The sequence below is a fragment of the Micromonospora sp. NPDC005197 genome (assembly GCF_040608295.1).
In the GTDB taxonomy this organism is placed as follows: domain Bacteria; phylum Actinomycetota; class Actinomycetes; order Mycobacteriales; family Micromonosporaceae; genus Micromonospora.
Genome location: NZ_JBEXHY010000055.1, coordinates 16,099 through 34,519, shown reverse-complemented (window position 1 = coordinate 34,519; position 18,421 = coordinate 16,099). Strand labels below are relative to the sequence as shown.

Annotated in this window: 16 protein-coding genes and 2 pseudogenes; 12 read left to right on the top strand and 6 right to left on the bottom strand. The window is 66.1% G+C overall.

Annotated elements, in window-relative coordinates; genetic code table 11:
* Nucleotides 1-442: 442 nt before the first annotated feature.
* Nucleotides 443-1,132, top strand: a complete 690-nt coding sequence (locus ABZU46_RS18885) for an IS6 family transposase (protein ID WP_354859429.1) — start codon at nt 443-445, stop codon at nt 1,130-1,132.
* A 56-nt stretch (nt 1,133-1,188) separates the two neighbouring features.
* Here the strand turns inward: ABZU46_RS18885 and ABZU46_RS18880 are convergent.
* Nucleotides 1,189-1,641, bottom strand: a pseudogene (locus ABZU46_RS18880) (transposase); the annotation flags it as partial.
* 576 nt (nt 1,642-2,217) lie between these two features.
* Here ABZU46_RS18880 and ABZU46_RS18875 point away from each other — a divergent pair.
* Entirely contained in the window at nt 2,218-2,412 is a 195-nt protein-coding gene (locus ABZU46_RS18875) for a hypothetical protein (protein ID WP_354859424.1), read from the top strand.
* A gap of 1,093 nt (nt 2,413-3,505) precedes the next feature.
* On the opposite strand, the gene ABZU46_RS18870 is transcribed toward ABZU46_RS18875, so the two are convergent.
* A complete protein-coding gene (locus ABZU46_RS18870; protein WP_354859422.1) occupies nt 3,506-4,624 on the bottom strand; it encodes a hypothetical protein in 1,119 nt (372 codons plus the stop codon).
* A 270-nt stretch (nt 4,625-4,894) separates the two neighbouring features.
* Here ABZU46_RS18870 and ABZU46_RS18865 point away from each other — a divergent pair, with 270 nt between their 5' ends.
* The 5 genes and pseudogenes from ABZU46_RS18865 (at nt 4,895) to ABZU46_RS18845 (ending at nt 10,282) form a co-directional block, all read left to right on the top strand.
* On the top strand, nt 4,895-5,626 hold the full coding sequence (locus ABZU46_RS18865) for an NUDIX domain-containing protein (RefSeq protein WP_354859420.1): 732 nt from the start codon (nt 4,895-4,897) through the stop codon (nt 5,624-5,626).
* On the top strand, nt 5,623-6,774 hold the full coding sequence (locus ABZU46_RS18860; protein WP_354859417.1) for a 5'-methylthioadenosine/S-adenosylhomocysteine nucleosidase: 1,152 nt from the start codon (nt 5,623-5,625) through the stop codon (nt 6,772-6,774). The genes ABZU46_RS18865 and ABZU46_RS18860 overlap by 4 nt, the downstream gene beginning before the upstream one ends.
* Nucleotides 6,771-8,780: a hypothetical protein gene (locus tag ABZU46_RS18855; RefSeq protein WP_354859415.1), complete on the top strand. Its 2,010-nt coding sequence runs from the start codon at nt 6,771-6,773 to the stop codon at nt 8,778-8,780. The genes ABZU46_RS18860 and ABZU46_RS18855 overlap by 4 nt, the downstream gene beginning before the upstream one ends.
* 294 nt (nt 8,781-9,074) lie before the next feature.
* Nucleotides 9,075-9,488: pseudogene (locus ABZU46_RS18850) on the top strand (hypothetical protein); the annotation flags it as partial.
* A gap of 431 nt (nt 9,489-9,919) precedes the next feature.
* Entirely contained in the window at nt 9,920-10,282 is a 363-nt protein-coding gene (locus ABZU46_RS18845) for a tyrosine-type recombinase/integrase (RefSeq protein ID WP_354859413.1), read from the top strand.
* A 601-nt stretch (nt 10,283-10,883) separates the two neighbouring features.
* Here ABZU46_RS18845 and ABZU46_RS18840 read toward each other — a convergent pair.
* Complete coding sequence (locus tag ABZU46_RS18840; RefSeq protein ID WP_354859411.1) at nt 10,884-11,366, bottom strand: hypothetical protein; 483 nt, start codon at nt 11,364-11,366, stop codon at nt 10,884-10,886.
* A gap of 401 nt (nt 11,367-11,767) precedes the next feature.
* Here ABZU46_RS18840 and ABZU46_RS18835 point away from each other — a divergent pair, with 401 nt between their 5' ends.
* Nucleotides 11,768-12,241, top strand: coding sequence for a hypothetical protein (locus ABZU46_RS18835; protein ID WP_354859408.1), 474 nt, complete (start codon nt 11,768-11,770; stop codon nt 12,239-12,241).
* A 76-nt stretch (nt 12,242-12,317) separates the two neighbouring features.
* On the opposite strand, the gene ABZU46_RS18830 is transcribed toward ABZU46_RS18835, so the two are convergent.
* Nucleotides 12,318-13,157: an IS5 family transposase gene (locus ABZU46_RS18830; protein WP_354859405.1), complete on the bottom strand. Its 840-nt coding sequence runs from the start codon at nt 13,155-13,157 to the stop codon at nt 12,318-12,320.
* Between the two features lie 412 nt (nt 13,158-13,569).
* Nucleotides 13,570-15,678 (bottom strand): restriction endonuclease, encoded by a 2,109-nt coding sequence (locus ABZU46_RS18825; RefSeq protein WP_354859402.1) that lies wholly within the window; start codon nt 15,676-15,678, stop codon nt 13,570-13,572.
* Between the two features lie 412 nt (nt 15,679-16,090).
* Here ABZU46_RS18825 and ABZU46_RS18820 point away from each other — a divergent pair, with 412 nt between their 5' ends.
* Nucleotides 16,091-16,228 carry a hypothetical protein gene (locus tag ABZU46_RS18820; RefSeq protein WP_354859399.1) on the top strand — a complete coding sequence of 46 codons (138 nt, stop codon included), beginning with the start codon at nt 16,091-16,093 and terminating at the stop codon, nt 16,226-16,228.
* A gap of 282 nt (nt 16,229-16,510) precedes the next feature.
* The gene (locus ABZU46_RS18815; RefSeq protein WP_354859396.1) at nt 16,511-16,762 is read left to right on the top strand and encodes a helix-turn-helix domain-containing protein; all 252 of its coding nucleotides are present in this window, start codon (nt 16,511-16,513) and stop codon (nt 16,760-16,762) included.
* Here ABZU46_RS18815 and ABZU46_RS18810 read toward each other — a convergent pair whose 3' ends face one another.
* A complete protein-coding gene (locus tag ABZU46_RS18810) occupies nt 16,763-17,002 on the bottom strand; it encodes a hypothetical protein (protein WP_354859395.1) in 240 nt (79 codons plus the stop codon).
* Nucleotides 17,003-17,208: 206 nt separating this feature from the next.
* Here ABZU46_RS18810 and ABZU46_RS18805 point away from each other — a divergent pair, with 206 nt between their 5' ends.
* Both ABZU46_RS18805 and ABZU46_RS18800 read left to right on the top strand, forming a co-directional pair.
* Complete coding sequence (locus ABZU46_RS18805; protein WP_354859392.1) at nt 17,209-17,799, top strand: hypothetical protein; 591 nt, start codon at nt 17,209-17,211, stop codon at nt 17,797-17,799.
* Nucleotides 17,800-17,801: 2 nt separating this feature from the next.
* On the top strand, nt 17,802-18,389 hold the full coding sequence (locus ABZU46_RS18800; protein ID WP_354859391.1) for a site-specific integrase: 588 nt from the start codon (nt 17,802-17,804) through the stop codon (nt 18,387-18,389).
* Nucleotides 18,390-18,421 lie beyond the last annotated feature (32 nt).

The window sequence follows — 18,421 nt, the reverse complement described above, 5'->3', positions numbered from 1 at the left end:
CCCTCCACGCCGCTCTTCCGATATCCCCCTTCCGGGTGGCCGTCAACTCCCCCGGCCACCCGGCCGCCGCGGGCCCGGCGTTTCGGGCGGGGCGTTCGTCCTACGGCGCCGCACGTCGTAGGCCGGCGACCGGTCAGCCGGCGAAACTGCGCACGACGATGCTCTTGAACTACCCGGCACAGTCAAGCGTTGTGGCCGATTCCCTTCGGGATCCACGTCTTGATGCTGGGGGCGTCGGCAAAGGGAAAAAGTCGTCTCCCTACGCCGATCAATCCGGGGGCCTCCCGGATGACGATCTTCCATGCGGTTTTGTCGAGGCCTTCCGGGCATGGCGGGTTCCATGCCCTGCTACGAGGCGCGGGAACGGGCACTGTTGCATTGAGCGTTGGCAAGATCGAGGCAGGCTTGAGCAGTGAAGTCATCGACCCGTCCCGGCCCGTGGCTGCCTCCGAAGTCGGCGTTCGTCGGGTTCCGTTTCCCTGCGGAGGTGATCGTCGTCGCGGTCCGCTGGTATCTGCGCTTCAACCTCTCGTATCGCGACGTTGAGGAACTGCTGGTCGAACGTGGCGTCGAGGTCGATCACGTCACCGTCTACCGGTGGGTGCAGCGGTTCACGCCGCTGCTGGCCGACGCCGCCCGGTTCTGCCGCCACTCGCCAAGCGACAGGTGGCTCGTCGACGAGACCTACGTCAAGGTCAACGGGGTATGGCGCTACGTGTACCGGGCAGTCGACCAGTACGGGCAGGTCATCGACGTGCTGGTCTCGGCACGTCGCGACGCCGACGCGGCCCGGCGGTTCTTCCGCCGGGCGCTGTCGACGTTGAAGGTGACACCCGCGGAGGTGGTCACCGACGCCGCAGCGGTCTACCCCGGCGTCCTGGATGAGCTGATCCCGCAGGCGTGGCACCACGTCGAGCGGTACGCCAACAATCCGATCGAGGCTGATCACAGCCAGCTGAAACACCGGTTGAGACCGATGCGCGGTCTACGGACGGACAAGACGGCACAGGTGATCATCGCTGGGCACGCGTTCATGCAGAACCTCCGCCGCGGACACTACGAACTCGCCGTCGACGCCCCGCCGGCTACACGGGTCGCCGCAGCGTTTACCGAACTCGCCCAGGCGATCTGACCTCGAACCCGAGAAGGGTTCGACACGTCTGCCGATCCCACAACGCAACGGCGCCAGTGCAGCAGGGCGATGGTCTGTTCGACGACCCAACGTCGGGTGCCGAGTCCGGAGCCGTGGCCGGTGCCGCGTCGGGCGATGACCGGGGTAATGCCCTTGGCCCGGAGGTCGCGGCGGTAGCAGTCGTAGTCGTAGCCGCGATCGGCGTAGATGCGGTCGGGTCGCTGCCGGGGCCGGCCGCGGATCCTTGATGCGGGGGACCTTGTCGACCAGGGGCATGAGTTGGGTGACGTCGTGGCGGTTGCCGCCGGTCAGCGCCGTGGCGAGGGGGATGCCGCCCGCGTCGGTGATGACGTGGTGTTTCGAGCCTGGCTTGCGGCGGTCGACCGGGCTCGGACCGGTTTTGGGCCGCCCTTGAGCGCCCGGATGTGGGAGCCGTCGATCACCGCCCGCGACATGTCCAACTGGCCTGCGGCCCGGAGTCTGCCGAGCAACACCTCGTACACGGGGTCCCGTCGGTACGGTCCGGGTCACCTTCACCGTGCAGGGCCGATCGGACGCGGTGGTGACGCTGCTCGGCATGGATATTGACGTCGTCCGCCGGGAGGCCGCGCCGCACGGCACTCACGTCAGTTGGGTCTGCGGCTCTGGTGTGGCGTACCGCTGGGTGCACGTCGACCTCGACGCCGTCCCACCCCGGCTAACTGCGCAATTCAACGAGTCGGAGGCGGGCGCGCCGCTCCACAGGCGGAACGCCGGCCCATCCGATTCCCCTACCAGGTGTCCCGCACCGATCCCGAGTCGTTCGAGGTCGACGCGGGCACCTCGCGTTGCGACTGTTCCTGGCGGATCAGGCTGCGGTGGACGTCGGAAGGCCGCAGCGGGATCTACGTCATCGACGACGACGGGCGACCCTTCCGCACGGTCGGTACTGCGAACGCCGACGCGTCATGCCATCTCGGCCCCGAATGGTCCTGCGGCCCACCTATAAAGAACTGAAGGTATTGGTCTTGCCGGTGCCCCGCTACGTGCCCGTCGCCCGGTTTGCGACCGCTCCTACCGCGAAGTTGGAGAGGGTGCGAGCACTGATGACGAAACTGGAACGAGACAGCCGGCTGGACCGGATCGGCGACCGGTTGCGGCAGTTGGTTCAGTCGACCCTGCGCAGCCAGCGGCTCCGCGACCTGCTCGACCAACGCGCTCGAGTCTTCGGCTGTCCGGCCCCGCAAGGCCTGCACCTACGCATCATCATCCCGCCGAGGGCACCTAACGGAGAAGCCTGATCTTCGGCCGGCCCAAGACGCATCGTGACTGGTCACCACCACCTGCGCCCACGGCTTGGCCTTACGGGGAGATCGTGTCGGCCGGAGCGGCCGCCTCCGGATGCAACCAGGATTGGTCATACGTCAATGGCCATCGAGGCCAGGGATCCTAACCTCTTACCACGGCCTGGCCGGGTGTCGCTCCCGTCTCAGGTGCGCCTGCACCTGTACCAAGTGCCGGCGCAGCCGCAGGGAACACCCCGGCCAGCCGGGACCTTCGAGTAAGGGCTACTCCTGTACAGCAACGGCGGCGGCCATCGAACGGACGCTGACGGTGCTGCGCCGGCTGTGCAGTACTGGACGGTCCGCTGTCCTCCAGGACACCTGGATCACGGGCTACACGGTCTACGTCGAACTCCGCCACTACCGACGGGGCCTGGCCACACCGCTGTACAGCCGCCCATCCTCGACCAAGCCGACACGGCATCATCGAACTGCCCAGGAGGTAGCCGCCCGAGCCAAGCCGGCGTCGACCTCTCCGCCGACGCGCTGGCAGGTTGCTTCGCCTTTCCGCGATCGACTTACAGGGAGACCAGGAGCGGGGAGCCCCGACGATCCTGCCTCGCCTCCTGGCTCGTCGAGACGCCCGACGTAGCGACAGCTGGCAACATCTGCAGCGCTTGACGCGCAATCAAGAGCAAAACTGCCGCCCCATCCAGGACGCAGACGAAGCAGCAGGTCAGAGCGTTGTGCAGCAGGCACGTCAACGGCCAACCATCCACGCCGTCACCGTCAACAAAGATCATCCGTTACCGAATGTTACCGCCGTCACCTGGGATGATCTTCATCTCCCCAGGTCAACCGGTCGGGACGGCCGGATTCGAACCGACGACCCCTTGACCCCCAGTGAACTAGCAGGTCTACCGGCGGGTGCCGGACCATACCGTCTCCTGCCGAATACTCAGCTCATCGGCAGGAGACGGTCCGAGGCAGGCCGGGCTCTACCGGCCCGTCGCGGGCCGTCCGTGAGACGGTCGTGAGATTTCACGGGCGGCCCGGCGGCGGAGAAGCGCTAGAGAACGGCACCAGCGACCCTCCCCCACCGAACGCTCGTTCATCGATCGTTATCCGTCATCTCAGTGAACGCTCGCAGATGCAGCCGTGCCGCAGGGTTGCTGGCGAACCAGGCGAAGAAGTCGTTGTCCGCATCATGTCCGGCGCGAACGGCGTCACACCAGTTCTGTCGATCAAGCACGGCCAGGTACTGCCGGACGAGGTGATCCCGCTGTTCTTGCGTGCATCCGGATTGCTGCGGAGTCTTGTTCGCCAGATGGTCGGTGATGATCGCGGCGTCGACGTACCTGTTCAGGGTCGGTGTCTGCCGGTCGAGGCAAGCTACGTGCGCGGCGAGGACATGGGGCGCCGGCGGATAGTGCTCGAGGGTCATGCCCATGCCACCGCAGCCCGCCATTATCTTCAATAGTCGACCGGTGTGGTCGACCAGGTCATCGTCGGTCTCAGTCCCGGTGATCGCTTCGTGCAGGTGAGCTGCAGTGGCGACGCGGCCGGCGAAGTAGCCGTTGAGGTAGTCGCCGTCGCAGGCGTGGCGCAGCAGCCACCGACGCGAGGCGTATGCCCCCTGCTGGCAGAGCGCCTCGATGACGTAGACCCGTCCCCAACCGGCAACACGCTGGGCCAGCCACAACAACGCCTCTTCGCCTCCTCGCCGACGTCGCAGCGCCTCGGCGGCCAACGGCCCGAACCTATGCGACAGCAGGCCGATGGTTTGGATGAGCGGGATGTCCTCCTCCGCCCAATCGGTAGCGAGCAGTGCCAGCCCAACAGTGGTTGAGCATCGATCGGGGCTGTGCCGCACCAGCCACCGGCCGGTCTGCCGCACCCGCTGCCGATGCGCGCGCAGCGCCGCCGCCGCGATGTGCTCGTTGTGATGGATCGGCACGTCAACCTCGCAGAACGCGTCGGCGAGTTCGCTCGGTGGCGCATCTGCCTTGCCGAAGTGCACGTCGAGGATGGCGGCAACGTCGACCCCGCGGAGGCGCTGATCTTTCCGGGTCTGCGGGCGCTGCCGCCGGTAGCGGTGGCGTTCGTCGTCCGGGTAGGGCTCGCCATCACGCGGCTGGGGCGAGTCCGGATCTTGCTGATGCAGTCGCAGTGCGTATTCGAACAGGGCGATCTGGGGTCCGAGCGATCCAGGCTCGGTCGTCACGCTCACCGGCGGACGGAGGACTCGATTCTTTCGATCATGACCGGCATGGTGCCAGCCCTGACCATCCACGGCAAGTGGTAAGGCGCTACGCCGAATCCGTGAAGATGGCTACCCAGCCATGCGGCGCATTCAGCCAGCCTTATCCCACCGCCACCACGTATGGCGGTACCACCTCACTTATGGCACCTCTTGGTGATCGAGACACTACTTGAAGTGTCGGCCTCACGACAGGACCGACCCCTTTTTGTCGTATCGACAAAAAGCTATGGTCGAGCAGTGCCCGAAGACACCTGGGAACCACCCCTGATCCTGCTCGCCGTCGACCTTGTGATCCTCACCCTGCGCGGTGGTCGTCTGAGCCTGCTTCTCGTGCGGCGCGGTATCGAGCCGTTCATCGGGCGGGCAGCGCTGCCTGGTGGGTTCCTCGCCGATGAGCGCGAGGACATCCTCAGCGCCGCCCGTCGGGAGCTGCGGGAAGAGGCGGGGCTCACCGACATCCCGCACCTGGAGCAGCTCGGTACATACGGCGATCCCGACCGTGACCCTCGTGGACGCGTGGTCTCCGTCGCCCACCTCGCTGTCGTGCCGCGCCTTCCCGAGCCCGTCTTTGGAACCGACGCCGCAGCCGCTGAGTGGACGCCGGTCGACGATGTACTGGCCGCGCGGGTACCGCTCGCCTTCGACCACTTGCGCATCGTCGTCGACGGGGTGGAGCGTGCCCGCTCCAAGCTGGAGCACACAGGCTTGGCGACTGCCTTCTGCCCGGAGGTCTTCACCCTCACAGAGCTGCAGCAGGTCTATGAGGCCGTCTGGGGCACCCCGCTCGATCCCCGCAACTTCTACCGCAAGGTCCAAGGCACGAAGGGCTTTGTAGTCCCCGCCGGTCCGCCCCGCGCCACGGGCACCGGCCGCCCGGCCCGCGTCTACCGCGCTGGTCCGCGCCGGAACCTCTACCCGCCCATGATCCGCACGGTCCCGACCGTCGCAGCCGGAGGAGACGAGAGATGACTAAACCCGTAGTCGTGCTCACCGCACTGGACCTCGAGTACAACGCAGTCCGCGAACGTCTCACGGAAGTCGAACCGCACGTACATCCGATGGGCACGCGCTTCGAGCGTGGCACCGTGACCGGAGGCTCCTGTGAGATCATTCTCGGCCTTGTCGGCAAGGGCAACCACCCCTCCGCCGTCATCGCCGAGCGCGCCATGACCGAGTTCGACCCGGAAGCGGTCATCTTCGCCGGCGTGGCCGGGGCGCTCTGGCCCTCCGTCGGCCTCGGCGACGTCGTGGTGGCCACCCACGTGTACGCCTATCACGGCGGCACCAGCGAGAGCGACGCTTTCCGCACCCGGCCTCGCGTGTGGGAGATCCCCCATGCCTGTGATCAGCTCGCCCGGCATCTTGAGCGAGAGCGAGGCTGGGCGCGGGGCCTCGCCGGCGGAGTCCCCCAGGTGCGGTTCGGCCCGATCGCCGCCGGGGAGGTAGTCCTCGACTCGGCGTCCTCGCCCGAGGCGACGCGCCTCCGTGACCACTACAACGATGCGTTGGCGGTGGAGATGGAGTCGGCCGGGGTCGCCCAGGCCGCCCACCTAAACCGCTCTCTGCCGGCCGTCGTCGTCCGTGGCATCAGCGACCGTGCCGACGGGACCAAGGTCCACACCGACGGCGAAAACTGGCAGCCGCGTGCCGCTGCCAACGCCGCGGCCTTCGCCCTCGCGCTCGCCCAGGAACTCGGGGCGCAGCATGGCCCCTCCCCTCGCCATCCTCGGAAGGAAGCAGGTGATGCGTCGATGTCCGGCTCCGTCAGGAACGTCGCCAAGGGCAACGCTCACGTCGGATTTCAAGCACACACCGTTCACCACGCGACCGTCTACGGCGCGCCGGGCGGTGCGGGCGGGGAGACATTCCACGACCAGCTCGCAGACCTGCGCGCCTCGCTCCGTAAGTGTCATGAGGCAGGCGACGTGGACGCGGTCACCTACCGCGCGGCGGAGCAGGAAATGGACGCCGCCGCCGCCGACGTGCCCCCGGCCGACGACGAGGCACGCAGCCGCGCGACTACAGCTCTGCGGAAGCTGCGTGGCCTGCTGCTGGACTGGACGGACCTGGCCACACGGGTCGCGGGGCTCATGGCGGCTCTGCGGGATCTCGCATGAGCGCCGGACCGCAGGAGAAGACGTTCACCAACGTCGCGGACGGCAACGCCCGGGTGGGCTTCCAGGCCCAGGAGGTTCACATCGAGGGCGGCTACCACGTCAGCGACGCCGACCCGCCGGAGCGGCAGTTCGAGGTCGGCCTCCGCTACCTGGAGATCAGCGCCCCACCCGAGGCGAGAGAGCTAATCAGGAAAGCGATCACCCGGGGCTACCGGAACTCACGCGCCTACTTCTATCTGGCGCTCGCACTGTTGAGCGGCCGTACCCTGCAGAGCCTGACGGACCAGGAACTCGCGCAACTGGCACACGTCCGCCGATGGGCGGCGCAGCACTCCGAGGATCCCTGGGCTCGGGGCGTCAACGCCGTCGGCTCGCTGCTGGACTCGCTGCCGCAGACCACGGCGGAGACTCCCGACCCGGCCGCCATCGGTCTGGTGGTCAAGGAGTTCGAATCGCTCAACCCGCCCCTGCAGGAAAGCATCCTCAACCACCTCGAGGTCTTCCTGGCTGGCCCCCACCAGGACTGGACCTGGCGGAAGACATTCGCGACCGCCCGGCGGAACAGGACGGCCAACGACCGGGTGGAGCGGGTCTGGAAGTTCTTCCAGCCCAAGCCGATTCCTCCCCGGCCGGTTCCACCGCACCCGATCCGCACCAACGCGGCGGACTATCTACGCGCCCTCGGCGGTTCGGCACTGCTCCTCGTCACGGGCCTTGCGGTGGTCCAGCACGCCTGGGCCCACTCGTGGCTTCGCTCCGCCGGCTACCTGATGGCGGCTCTTGGAGCCGTCGTCGTCGCGGTCCGGGCCGGATTCACGATCAGGCTCGCTCGACATCGACGCCAGGTAGCCCGCCAGCGTCTCACCTTCACATCCCGGCGCGCTCCCACGCAGTCCGACCGGTTCGCCTCAGCGATGGACTCCTTGTTCGACCGCTACTTCGGGCGTTACCTGCCGGCGGACATAGCCCGGGAGACGTGGCTGGCGGAGACGGCGGGCATCCGGCAGACCCTCCGTAACGAGCTGGTCGAGCTATACCGGGAAGAATCGGTCGACGCCAAGCGCGTCGCCTGGCTCGTGAGATTCCTCGCCAGCGACGTCAAACGGCAATGGCACAGCGGTGAACTGACCGCAGATCCCGAGGACTCCCGAGTGCCATCCTCAACGCGGACCGCCTTCGGCACCGCGGTGTTCGCCCTGGTGATTTCCGGGCCGCTGCTGCTGTGGCAGGCCCTCGTCGAGGCGCCGTTCACGACGGTGATCGCGACAGCCGGAATCGTGGCCGGGGCCCGGCTCGCCATCCAGGGCTGGCTCGCGATCCTTCTCGAGGGCCACCGCTACCGAGACGACATAGAACGGGTCCGGCGCGACTACGAGGACCGGTGCGCGGCGTACGACAGGTGGGTACGCAAGTTGGAATCGAAGCCGACCGACGCGCAGATGGCGCAATGGCTCGACTGCGACCGCAAGATCCTGGTCGAGGACACGCTGCGGCACTACCGCGTGGCCCCGCAGGATGTCATAGCGCACGCCTTCATCGAGGCGCCCGTGCCCGGGTGCAAGCGTGCCCGGGTCAGCAAGGGACCCTGGCGCTACTCCCGATACAAACTCCTCCTCTTCCTGCTCACCAAGGACGGCGTCCGCCAGGTCACGGTCACCCTCGACTTCGAAACCATGGAACTCGGCGATCAGCAGCGTCTCACCTACCAGTACAACTCGGTCGTAGCGGCGCACGTCGTCGATGCCCGCAACGGCGAGAAGAAACTCTCCCTTACCCTGACGAACAACCCACGGGACGAGCTGACGATCACTGGTGAATGGCCAGGAATGCCGGAACTCGGCGACGACGACCGCATCGCCTCCCAGGTCTCCCTCGACGCCTCGGGCCTCGATCGCACCCTGCACGTGCTAGAGGGCATCGCTGCCGAAGGCAAGGAATGGATCACCCACGAGACCCGCCGAGAACACGCCGGCCTCCGGCGGCTCGTCGCAGCGATGGACGGCTGACAGATGCCGTGCTGCTCGGCGCGGGGCCAGGGTCGGGCAACAACCCGGTTGGGGATGCTGCGGGGTGGTGCTCGGTGACACGGACGTCATCGATCCAACCTCGCTCGGGAGTCAGATCGCCCACCACTTCCTCCCCCGGCACTCGTGCACGCCAGGGGGAGTGCGCATCCTTGACGGATCGACAAGTAGGACCGTCACATGCAGGCAGGACATACGGGGTTGTCGCGATGCTGTCGCAGCCGAACGGGGCAACGGTAGAGGTGGCAGAAGCTCACCTCTACCGAGGAGGACGTCATGAGACAGAACCCGAACCGGGGCCGCGTCTACCGCTGCTGCGCCTGTCGTGACAGCACCGGCCGACTACTCGGCCCCCGGTGCCCCAAGCTGTCCAAGGCGCGGCACGGCGGCTGGGCGTTCGCCGTCGACCTGCCGAGCCTGAACAAGCGCAGCACCATGCGCCGTACCGGTTTCGCCACCAAGGCGGCGGCCTCGGCGGCCCACTCCCATGTGCTTGAGTGCGAGCGCGCCGGTGTCAGCCTCGACGACAGCGAGACGGTGGCCAGCTACCTCACCTGCTGGCTTGAGACCAAGTCCCCGGCCCTCAAGACGAACACCGTGAACCGCTACACCGCCTACATCCACAACGACCTCATCCCCGCGCTCGGCGCCGTGCCCTTGGAGCGGCTCACCCACGACCACGTCACCCAGTTCATCCAGCGTGAGCTCGCCGCCGGCCGCGGCCCGGTCACCCTGCGCCGCTGCGTGACGACCCTGTCGAGCGCGCTCAACGACGCCCGCCGCAACCACCGGCTGCCCCACAACGCCGCCCGTTTCGCCATGATCCCCCGACCGCCGGAAACCGAGCTCACCTGCTGGAGCACCAGCCAGACAAGCGCGTTCCTGCGGCACTGCCACGCCGTTGAGGATCCGCTCGCGGACCTCTTCGAGTTGATGGTCTGCACCGGGATGCGCAAAGGCGAGACTCTGGGCCTGCACTGGGCCGATGTGGACCTTGATGCGCGGGCACTATTCGTGCGCTGGACGTTGGTCAGCGTCGACAACAGCCGCAGCATGTTGAACGCGCCCAAGACCCACGGCAGCCGGGCCTGGGTCGCCCTGTCCACCCGCGCCGTCGACGCGTGCAGCGGCAACGCCGCAGCCAATGCCGGCAACAGGCGACCGCCCGCCATCACGACAATCTCGACCTCGTGTTCGCCAGACCCGATGGCCAACCCCTACGGCCGCAGTACGTGCTCGACCACCTGCGCCACCTCACCGCCGACGCCGGGCTTCCGGCAATTCGGGTACACGACCTGCGACACATCGCCGCCACGATCATGATCAACCAAGGGGTGCCCATCGCCGTGGTGTCCAAGACGCTGCGCCACAAGAACGTGGCCACCACCATCGACATCTACGGCCACCTCACCCGCGACGCCGCCGCCGACGGCGTGAGCGCCACCTGCGCGGCCCTCGACGCGGCCGACGCCCGAGCCGCCTGAGCGCCACTGCAAGATCCGTGCGTGGATGCGACAGCAGCGCGACAACACAGCCCTGAAACAACCACAGGGGATATGCCTCCGTCGGCATATCCCCTGGTCAGATGCGTCGGGACGGCCGGATTCGAACCGACGACCCCTTGACCCCCAGGCAGGTCTACCAGCGGCTGCCGGACGGTTCCGGTTCGTGTCGGACCCGCAGGTAAATGACCGGTTGGAAGTGCGTGTCACGTCAGGCCCTATCGGCCCTTGCCAAACCGTCCGTGAGACGGTTGTGAGATATCACGGCGGTCCGGCCCAGGAGAGGCGCTGGAGGTGATGAGCCAGCGCCTCTCCTCTGGCTTAAGATAGCGAGTGCGTCTTGCTGCGTTACTAGCTTGGCGACGTTCAGCAGGCGGGCTTTGACCGCCCACGCGGCCTCGCGGTCTTTACCAGCAGGGGCGGTTCACCATGGTGTCCGGCCTCAGCAAGTCATTTCAGCGCTGACCCCACCACACGACCGCCGACACAAAGCAAATCAGCGCCTGCGCGTCAGTCGGAATCAGCGAAGCCAACTCGAGATCCGACTCCTACGAGTCGCCTTCAGTTGCCGTTCCGGCGCCAGCTACGTCTCAAGAATATTCCGCAGGTCGCTCAACGACTGCTCGCAAAGCAACGACGGCGTCGCTTCAAGCATCAACTGGACGCCCTGCCCGAGCTGCTGCTCGGTGAGCGTCACCATCGCGCTGTCCAACTCCATCGTGTTGCTACCAACCTCGCTTCGCACATCACGAACCATCTGCAGCTGCTTATCTGCAAACAGCCTCGCCGCCAAGGTTGCGACGATGCGCCGCCGCGCTTCGGCCTTGCTCATCCCGGCCCGGTATGCATTGAGCACGGCTACCACGTCGTACGACGCTTCTGCAGGCGCAGACTCCACTGGCCGCACCGCTTCGACCGGACCCACCGTCGCCTCTACATGGATGGCTTGGTCGCCACCGCTACCGATGCTGGCCAAGGTCCTCCACGCTGACGTCGCAACCGACGCCACCGCCGACCCCACAGCCGGGATCGCCGCAGTCACAGCCGGAATCGCCTGCTCGCTCACCCACCTCACAATGTGAGGCCTGGCATTTTCAAGAACATCGCGGGCCACGTCGACCGCGAGGTCACGAAACATCTGCTCGAACTCGGAGCGAAGGGATGACTGTGAGTCCATCACACGTCGCCGTCGACCACGTCGCCCGTGACCTGGCTCGGCCTGACGCTGCTCTCGTCAAGCGGCAGGAGACTGAACTCTGCAGGGCTCTCCGCTGGCCGGCAAAGACGCGTTGCGGCGTCGAAGCTGAAGCACATCGCTCGGTCTGGCATCGCTGACCCTCATCCCCCGAACCGCCCGCACCGCGCTGCATCGTCGCAGACACGTCGCAGAACGCGCCACCCGGCAATGTTTCCGCACCCTTAGAGCGTGTTTGAGAAGCCAAAGCCCTGGGTCGGCGACTCGACTTGATGACGAGTCTGGAGAATGGCCTGGTGTTGTCGCTGCGCTGGGACGTCAAGAACGTGGGATCGGCTGACCTGCACTGGGCGGTGGGATGTGATGACCTTACGGTTCACACCACCTACCTTGGGGATGGGCTTGGCTCGCTGTTGCAGGCTGCTCTTGATCTCCAGCTGGGATCCAGCGCAACGGTCGCGCTTTTAGAAGCTGAACCCGCTGGTACCTGGTTCATCTTCTCGGGCGCGACCGACGAGGTGTATGTCCAGATCGTGCAGTTCGATGATGTCGGTTCGGACGACCGTCGGTGGAGCGGTGGGGTCAGCCGGTGGCGAGGCCGCGTTGAGGTGGCCGGCCTGATCTCTGCGGTGCAGCGTATGGCGGAAGAGGCCCTCGATCGCGCCGGTTCTCTGGATCGCTACCAGCGGAACTGGGGCGGAATTCCGTTCCCGTCGGAGAAGCTGGCCGCGCTCCGGCAGGCGTGAATCTGCCGACCATCAGCCTCGCGTCGCAGAACCGATCAGGAGCCCCGGGTGCGCCGAAAGCGGTTGGGAAGGTATCTCATGCGTCGTCTGGCCAGCGCCTGCGTTGCTGACGGGTAGCGGGTCCGCCTCGGGTGAGACGGCGGACCATGCCGTTGATCGCGGCCCAGCGGATCATCGCTTCGGAGGTGGCCGGGTGGCGTTCGTAGTCTCGGGCCAGCCGCCGGTGTGCGGTCAGCCACGCAAGCGAGCGTTCGACGACCCAACGTCGGGCGATCACCGCGAACCCTTTCTGGCCAGGGGCCTTACGCACGATCTCCAGGGTGGTGCGCAGGATCCGCTGGCACCATTCGACCAGCACTCCGGCAAAGCCGGCGTCGGCGTAGACGAACCTGACTGGGGTGAGCAGGTACGCCGACAGCAGGGTGGTCTTGGCCCCGTCGCGGTCCTGCACGCTCGCGGCCATGACGCACACAACCAGCAGAAGCCCGAGGGTGTCGGTGACGATGAACCGCTTGCGGCCGTTGACTTTCTTTCCCGCGTCGTAGCCGCGGGTCTTGTCCGGCACGGTGTCGGCGCCCTTGACGCTTTGAGAGTCGATGATCCCGGCCGAGGGCTCCTCGGCACGGCCGTGGGCGGCGCGGACCCGCCGCCGCAGCGCGACCAGCAGTCGCTCGGTGACCTTGTCTTCCTCCCAGCGGGTGAAGTGCCAGTACACGGTCTGCCACGGTGGGAAGTCGATTGGCAGTTGTCGCCACGAGCAGCCGGTCCGCACCACATACAAGATGGCGTCCACCAGGTCGCGGCGCGGATGCTTCTCCGGCCGGCCGCTGGTGCTCCGTGGAGGCAGCAGCGGCTCAACGAGAGCCCATTGGGCGTCGGTCAGGTCCGAGGGGTAGCAGCGACGCACGCGCGGCATCCGACCACTATGGACATCGGCAGCGGAGCTGTCACGGCAACAGGCCGCCGATCATGAAGGCTTCTCAAACACGTTCTCAGAGGCCGAGCGGCACCGGCCGCCCTAGGCGTTTGATTGATCCGAGCTAGGGACGTCGGACGTCGCCGCGAGGTTTACATCCCACACACACTGCTCGCCACAACGATCGGCCTAGCCTCACAGCCCAAGTCAAATCGGGCGGCCTCCCGCCGCGAGTACGGACACGCTTGTACCGCGCCCGGTCAGCCTCAGGTCCACGCACCAACCAGGGTGGGTAATTGGGGAGCCGGTTATGCGGCTCGCGGCGCAGTCGCGAGCGTTCCCTTGTCGGGATCGGCCTGAAGTCTCGCCTTCAAGGAGCTGAACTCACAGGCGTAGCGGGCCCTACTGGGCTTCACTGGGTCGACAGTGAGATGGCGTCGGCTAGCGCGCGGAGGCGCCTCGCTCCCGCTAGAGCATCCCCGAGAACGTACGTCGCGAATTTCGGGTCGTCAGCCGGGTCGACCAGCCGCAGGGCACCGGCGTGCAAGCTTGACATGACGTCAATCGCATTGACGATCTCTTCTACACTCGGACGGAGTTCCGTTCTGCGCCCGTCCCGAGAAATATCTCGGGCAGAAATCGCCTCGCCCGCCTCTCCCTCCTCCTCAGCGAGCTTGGCAAGCAGGAACGACACGATTTCCAACTCCCGCCGGCGGTCTGCGATCAAGTCGTCGAGATCCGAAAGTCCGTTCGGAACGAGGAACAACTGGCCTATTTCGTACGGCCGAAGCCCCAAGGTGATCGAGGCCTCCGCGAGCGTTCCTAACCGGTCGGCGTCGAGCAGCACCCACTTCTTCTGCGACGCCATGTTCTTAATGGTGTCACCGCTGAAGCCGGGACCGACGATTGCGATGAAACTGGCATGATGGCGCCCTTTGTGGGTTTCGATCGCTACATCGCTAACGTCGGTGTGGGTAACATGGCCGGACGATCGCACCTTCGCTTCGATGATCGCCGTCGCTTGTGAACCGTCGCCGTTACGCCATCGGACAAGGATGTCCGTATCGCCAGATCTGCCGATCGTACGGGCCTCGAATCCCATAGCGAGAAAAGAGTCACAGATAGCTTTCTCGAAAGCCCGTCCGGCACCTTCGCCTCCGGCCAGAGGGTCCCTGGAGAGGCGGGCTAGGTCCTGCTTCACCTGAAGCGACTGAGGTCCGTCCGACACCCGCCGAGCGTCCTGCGTCTGAGCTGAACGCTCATGCGGAGCGCTCGGCACGTCGGCTAGAGGCAATTCAGCCGCCAGCGCGGCCCCTCGCGGCGTGGCCCGGAGACTCCCGTAGCGCGGCTCCTCTATCAGCCCGGTGTTGAGCAGGAAGCTGGCAATCCAGCGACACTTATCAATATTTAACCCGAATTGGGCCGCTTCAGAGTACATCTCGTTTCGAGTGACGTCATTTTCAACCGCACGGATCATCTCGCCGACGAATCGCATGTTGGCGTGCAAGATTCGTAAGAAGTTTACGTCCTCACCTGACTCGACCCAGGCTCTCGCCGCTGGTGTGGCCTCAAAAACCCCGCGACCCACCTCGACGAGAAGCCCCGACGCACGCAGGAACGGCAGCATCGACTCTACGCTGCTGCGCCTCAGGTCGAACGTCTCGCATATGAACGAGAAGAGCTCTTTCCGTTCGATCCGTCCCAGAGTCGCATTCATGATGGTTCTGAGATTTTCGACCTTATTGGGATTCGACGGTGGACTCGGCACCCAAATGTTGTAGGTGTTGCGCGACTCGTGCGTGCGCGCCGACGTCGAGAATTCCTCCAAAAGAGCAGCAATCTCGGCCGGAGCCTCAGGAATCTCGGCCACGCTAGCAGCTGCTGCACGGAAAGCATCAGGCCCCACCAGCACACGACCTACAAGCACAGTCCGCCCAGCTGGCGTTATGCCCCACCGCCGGTTGCCAACTGCCTCGATCAGGCCGAGAACCTCCTGCCAGTCCATCCGGATGCGAGTGTTTCCCTTGCTTTTCCAGGACTGCTTGTATCGCGCTCGAATACGCTCATCAACCTCGTCGACGGTGAGCGGCTCCACGGCGATCAGCGATAGGACCTCCGCGAACAGCCTGATGCGATCGGCCAGGATCGTCGCCAGACGTGCAGGCGTCGGATCGGACTGGAGCTGCAATCCGGTCGCGGTGAGGTGAAGCTCGTCCGCGGCGTTTCCGACGAGCTGGAGACCGCGAAGGAAGCCGTAGTAGTCCCGCCATGTCGCGGGCTCCAGTCTGGGAGCTGCGCCACCTTGACGTCGTTCGACGCTCTCGATGTCAAACGACAACTCCGGCTTCATGTCGAGGCCGACCGCGCGACCTTCGCCAACCTGCCTGACGAGCTCAAGGACCAACCGAAGCCACACGGCCTTACCGCCGAGCAGACCCGGGATCGCACTGGCCTGCTTGCGCCAGAGCGCCCTCTGTTCGGCGAAATCTTGGGGGCGGCCGAAGGTGTCACTCTGCGCCATGGAGGTCATAGTAGAAGTTCTCAAGGAAGTAATCAATACTATTATGGAGTTCTCTGACTCATGCAGGGATTACACGAGCATGCACCCACGACGATCGGGTTGCACCCGGAGCATCAGGGCGCCCGGCACCGCATCAGACCCCCCGTTTCGACGGCCAACCGTTCTCCTGCTGGTCGCTTCCCAAGCCGCGCGATCACCTCATCGCTGCCGGGCCACGTCACGGGGATTAGCGTCGACCACCCGACTTCACGTCGAAGATGCGCCGAACCCTCGACCTCTACGACCATCCATCCGCGGACGGGCGGGTCCTGTGTGTTGACAAGTTCGAGCTGCTGAACCTGCAACCCCGCCGGAACTGCCGACATCCGGGACAACTGGTCCGCTGCGGGCCACCTACACCCGCGACCAGGGCGTGCGACACCTGATCGCCGCATTGGACCTGGCCAAAGGGAAACTGCATTACCACATCCGGGACCGCAAACGCTGGCGCGAGTGCCACAGCTTCCTCAAGACCCTGCACCGCCGCTGCCCGACCAACGGCTCTGCCTGATCCTGGGCAACTTCTCCCACGCAATACCCGAGGGCCGCGCCTGGTGCGCCGAACTTCCACCCCACGAATCTGCGATCCCGCTGGTTGCGTTGCCGTCAACGTCTTAAGCGGCAGCCGGCGCCGGATGAACGAGGCGCTACCGGCGCTTCGACTTAGGCAGCCGAAAGAGAGGTAGCGCCACAAGCAACGCGCAGACAGCATGGTCGTGTCGAGGCATGTCAGACCGTGCCTTGTCAGCCGGATGCTCAGGCGTCCGCTCGCCTCGACCTAAGGAGCAGGGTGATGATGGTCAGCACTCTCAACCGGGACGAGCTACTCCAACTACCGGCGATGGTCGATCTCGCGACCGCCGCTCGCGCTCTCGGCGTCGGCCGAACGAAGGCCTACGAACTGGCGAAGAGCGGTGCCTTCCCCTGCCCGGTGCTTCGGATCGGAGCGACGTATCGCGTCCGCACGGTGGATCTGCTCGAGCTCATTGGCATCGAACAGCCGCAGCCCCGCCGCGAGGACGCTCCAGCCCGGACGGTCGCCTGACTACGTCTCGCGCTGACGGCCGGCCTCGTCGGGCGCAGCGGCCGCCCACGTCGGCCAGTATCGCCCGGCAAGCACGTCGTCGACGAGCAACGCGAGAATTCCGGACGGCGTGAGGTCAGGCCGCATCGCCGTCAGCCTCTCCAGCTCAGTAGGCGTGAGCCGGATCTTGACCTGCTGATCTCGCTTCTCACGTGTCGGCAGCGGCGGCAGGTTCTCGGCGACAGGACGCTGTCGCGGCATGCCTCAACTCCTCGGGCGGTCAGAACGAATAGGTGACGAGTCGAGGTTGCCACATCCCACACCGCCTATCACCAACCACCAACTCACGAGCCAGGCCGGCACCACGGATAGGTACCACTTTTAGGTACCATCGAGTCAAGTGCGCAGTAGCTTCACGCACGAGAACAGGGCGGAAGCCCATCCCTCATGGAAGGAACAGGACGCACGTGAGCGCCTCGGACCCGATCAAGAAGGTCACCCTTCGCAGCGGCAAGACCCGGTACCGGTTCGTCCTCGATGTCGGGCGCAAGCCGGACGGACGTCGCGACCAACGCACCTACACGTTCGACACCAGGAAGGAGGCCAGGGCGGAGTACGCCCGGATCAAGCACGAGACCGACCGCGGCACGTACGTCAAGCCCGGCAAGATCACGGTCGACGAGTTCCTCGACGAGTGGCTGACGTCTGCCACCCGCGATGTCGAGAGGGCAACTACCGCGAACTACCGCGACGCGCTCCTGCCGGTCCGCGCCCGTCTCGGTGCCAAGCCGCTCCAGGACATCACCGAGGCCGACATCGAGGCGCTGATCGACTGGATGCTGAAGGCAGGACGACGCCGGGGCGGCAAGCCGGGAACCGGGTTGGGTGTCCGGTCCGTCCGCCTGACTCTCGGCCGGCTCCGGACCGCGCTGAACGTCGCGGTTCGCCGCCAGCTCGTGGTGCGGAACGTCGCGGCGTTCGTGACCATCCCCCGCGCAGCGGCGAAGGCCGCCGCCGAGGAGAAGGCGAAGCGCAAGCCTGGACCCAGGAGGAGGTGAGATTGTTCCTGGCCGGCCTCACCGGCGAGCGCCTGCATGCCCCTTGCCTGCTGTCACTCATGGGCCTGCGACCCGCTGAGGTGTGCGGGCTGCGGTGGTCCGATGTCGACTTCCAGGCCGGCACGATCGCCGCCGGCGACAACACCCGGACGCTCGTCGACGGCGAGATCGAGGAGAAGGAGGCCAAGTCTGCAGCCGGCAGGCGCGGGCTACCGATGCCCGTCACGGTCGCGAAGGCGCTGAAGGCCTTCCAGACCCTGCAGAAGAAGGAACGCCTGCAGGCTGGCGAGGCTTACGTCGACAGCGGCTACGTTCTGGTCGACGAGCTCGGCCGCCCCCAACGCACCGACTGGCTGCGCCGCAGGGTCTACAAGCTGATGGAGAAGGTCGGCGTGCGGAAGGTGCGGCCCTACGATGCCCGCCACGCCTGCCTGACCTACCTCGCCGGCGCCGGAGTGCCCGACGTCGTCCTCGCTGCCTGGGCCGGCCACGCCGACGGCGGCACGCTCGCCAAACGCGTCTACGTCCACCCCGATAGCAGCCACCTCAAGGTGGCGGCCGAGCACCTCGAATCAGGCCTGTTCGGGTAACTCCAGCGCCCAAATTCAGCAGTACGGGCGTA

Bases quoted from the DNA above. Each gene is read 5' to 3' on its own strand.
- ABZU46_RS18875 (WP_354859424.1), top strand. From the start codon at position 2,218: ATGACGAAACTGGAACGAGACAGCCGGCTGGACCGGATCGGCGACCGG.
- ABZU46_RS18860 (WP_354859417.1), top strand. From the start codon at position 5,623: ATGACTAAACCCGTAGTCGTGCTCACCGCACTGGACCTCGAGTACAAC.
- ABZU46_RS18855 (WP_354859415.1), top strand. From the start codon at position 6,771: ATGAGCGCCGGACCGCAGGAGAAGACGTTCACCAACGTCGCGGACGGC.
- ABZU46_RS18835 (WP_354859408.1), top strand. From the start codon at position 11,768: ATGACGAGTCTGGAGAATGGCCTGGTGTTGTCGCTGCGCTGGGACGTC.
- ABZU46_RS18830 (WP_354859405.1), bottom strand. From the start codon at position 13,157: ATGCCGCGCGTGCGTCGCTGCTACCCCTCGGACCTGACCGACGCCCAA.
- ABZU46_RS18825 (WP_354859402.1), bottom strand. From the start codon at position 15,678: ATGGCGCAGAGTGACACCTTCGGCCGCCCCCAAGATTTCGCCGAACAG.
- ABZU46_RS18815 (WP_354859396.1), top strand. From the start codon at position 16,511: ATGATGGTCAGCACTCTCAACCGGGACGAGCTACTCCAACTACCGGCG.
- ABZU46_RS18810 (WP_354859395.1), bottom strand. From the start codon at position 17,002: ATGCCGCGACAGCGTCCTGTCGCCGAGAACCTGCCGCCGCTGCCGACA.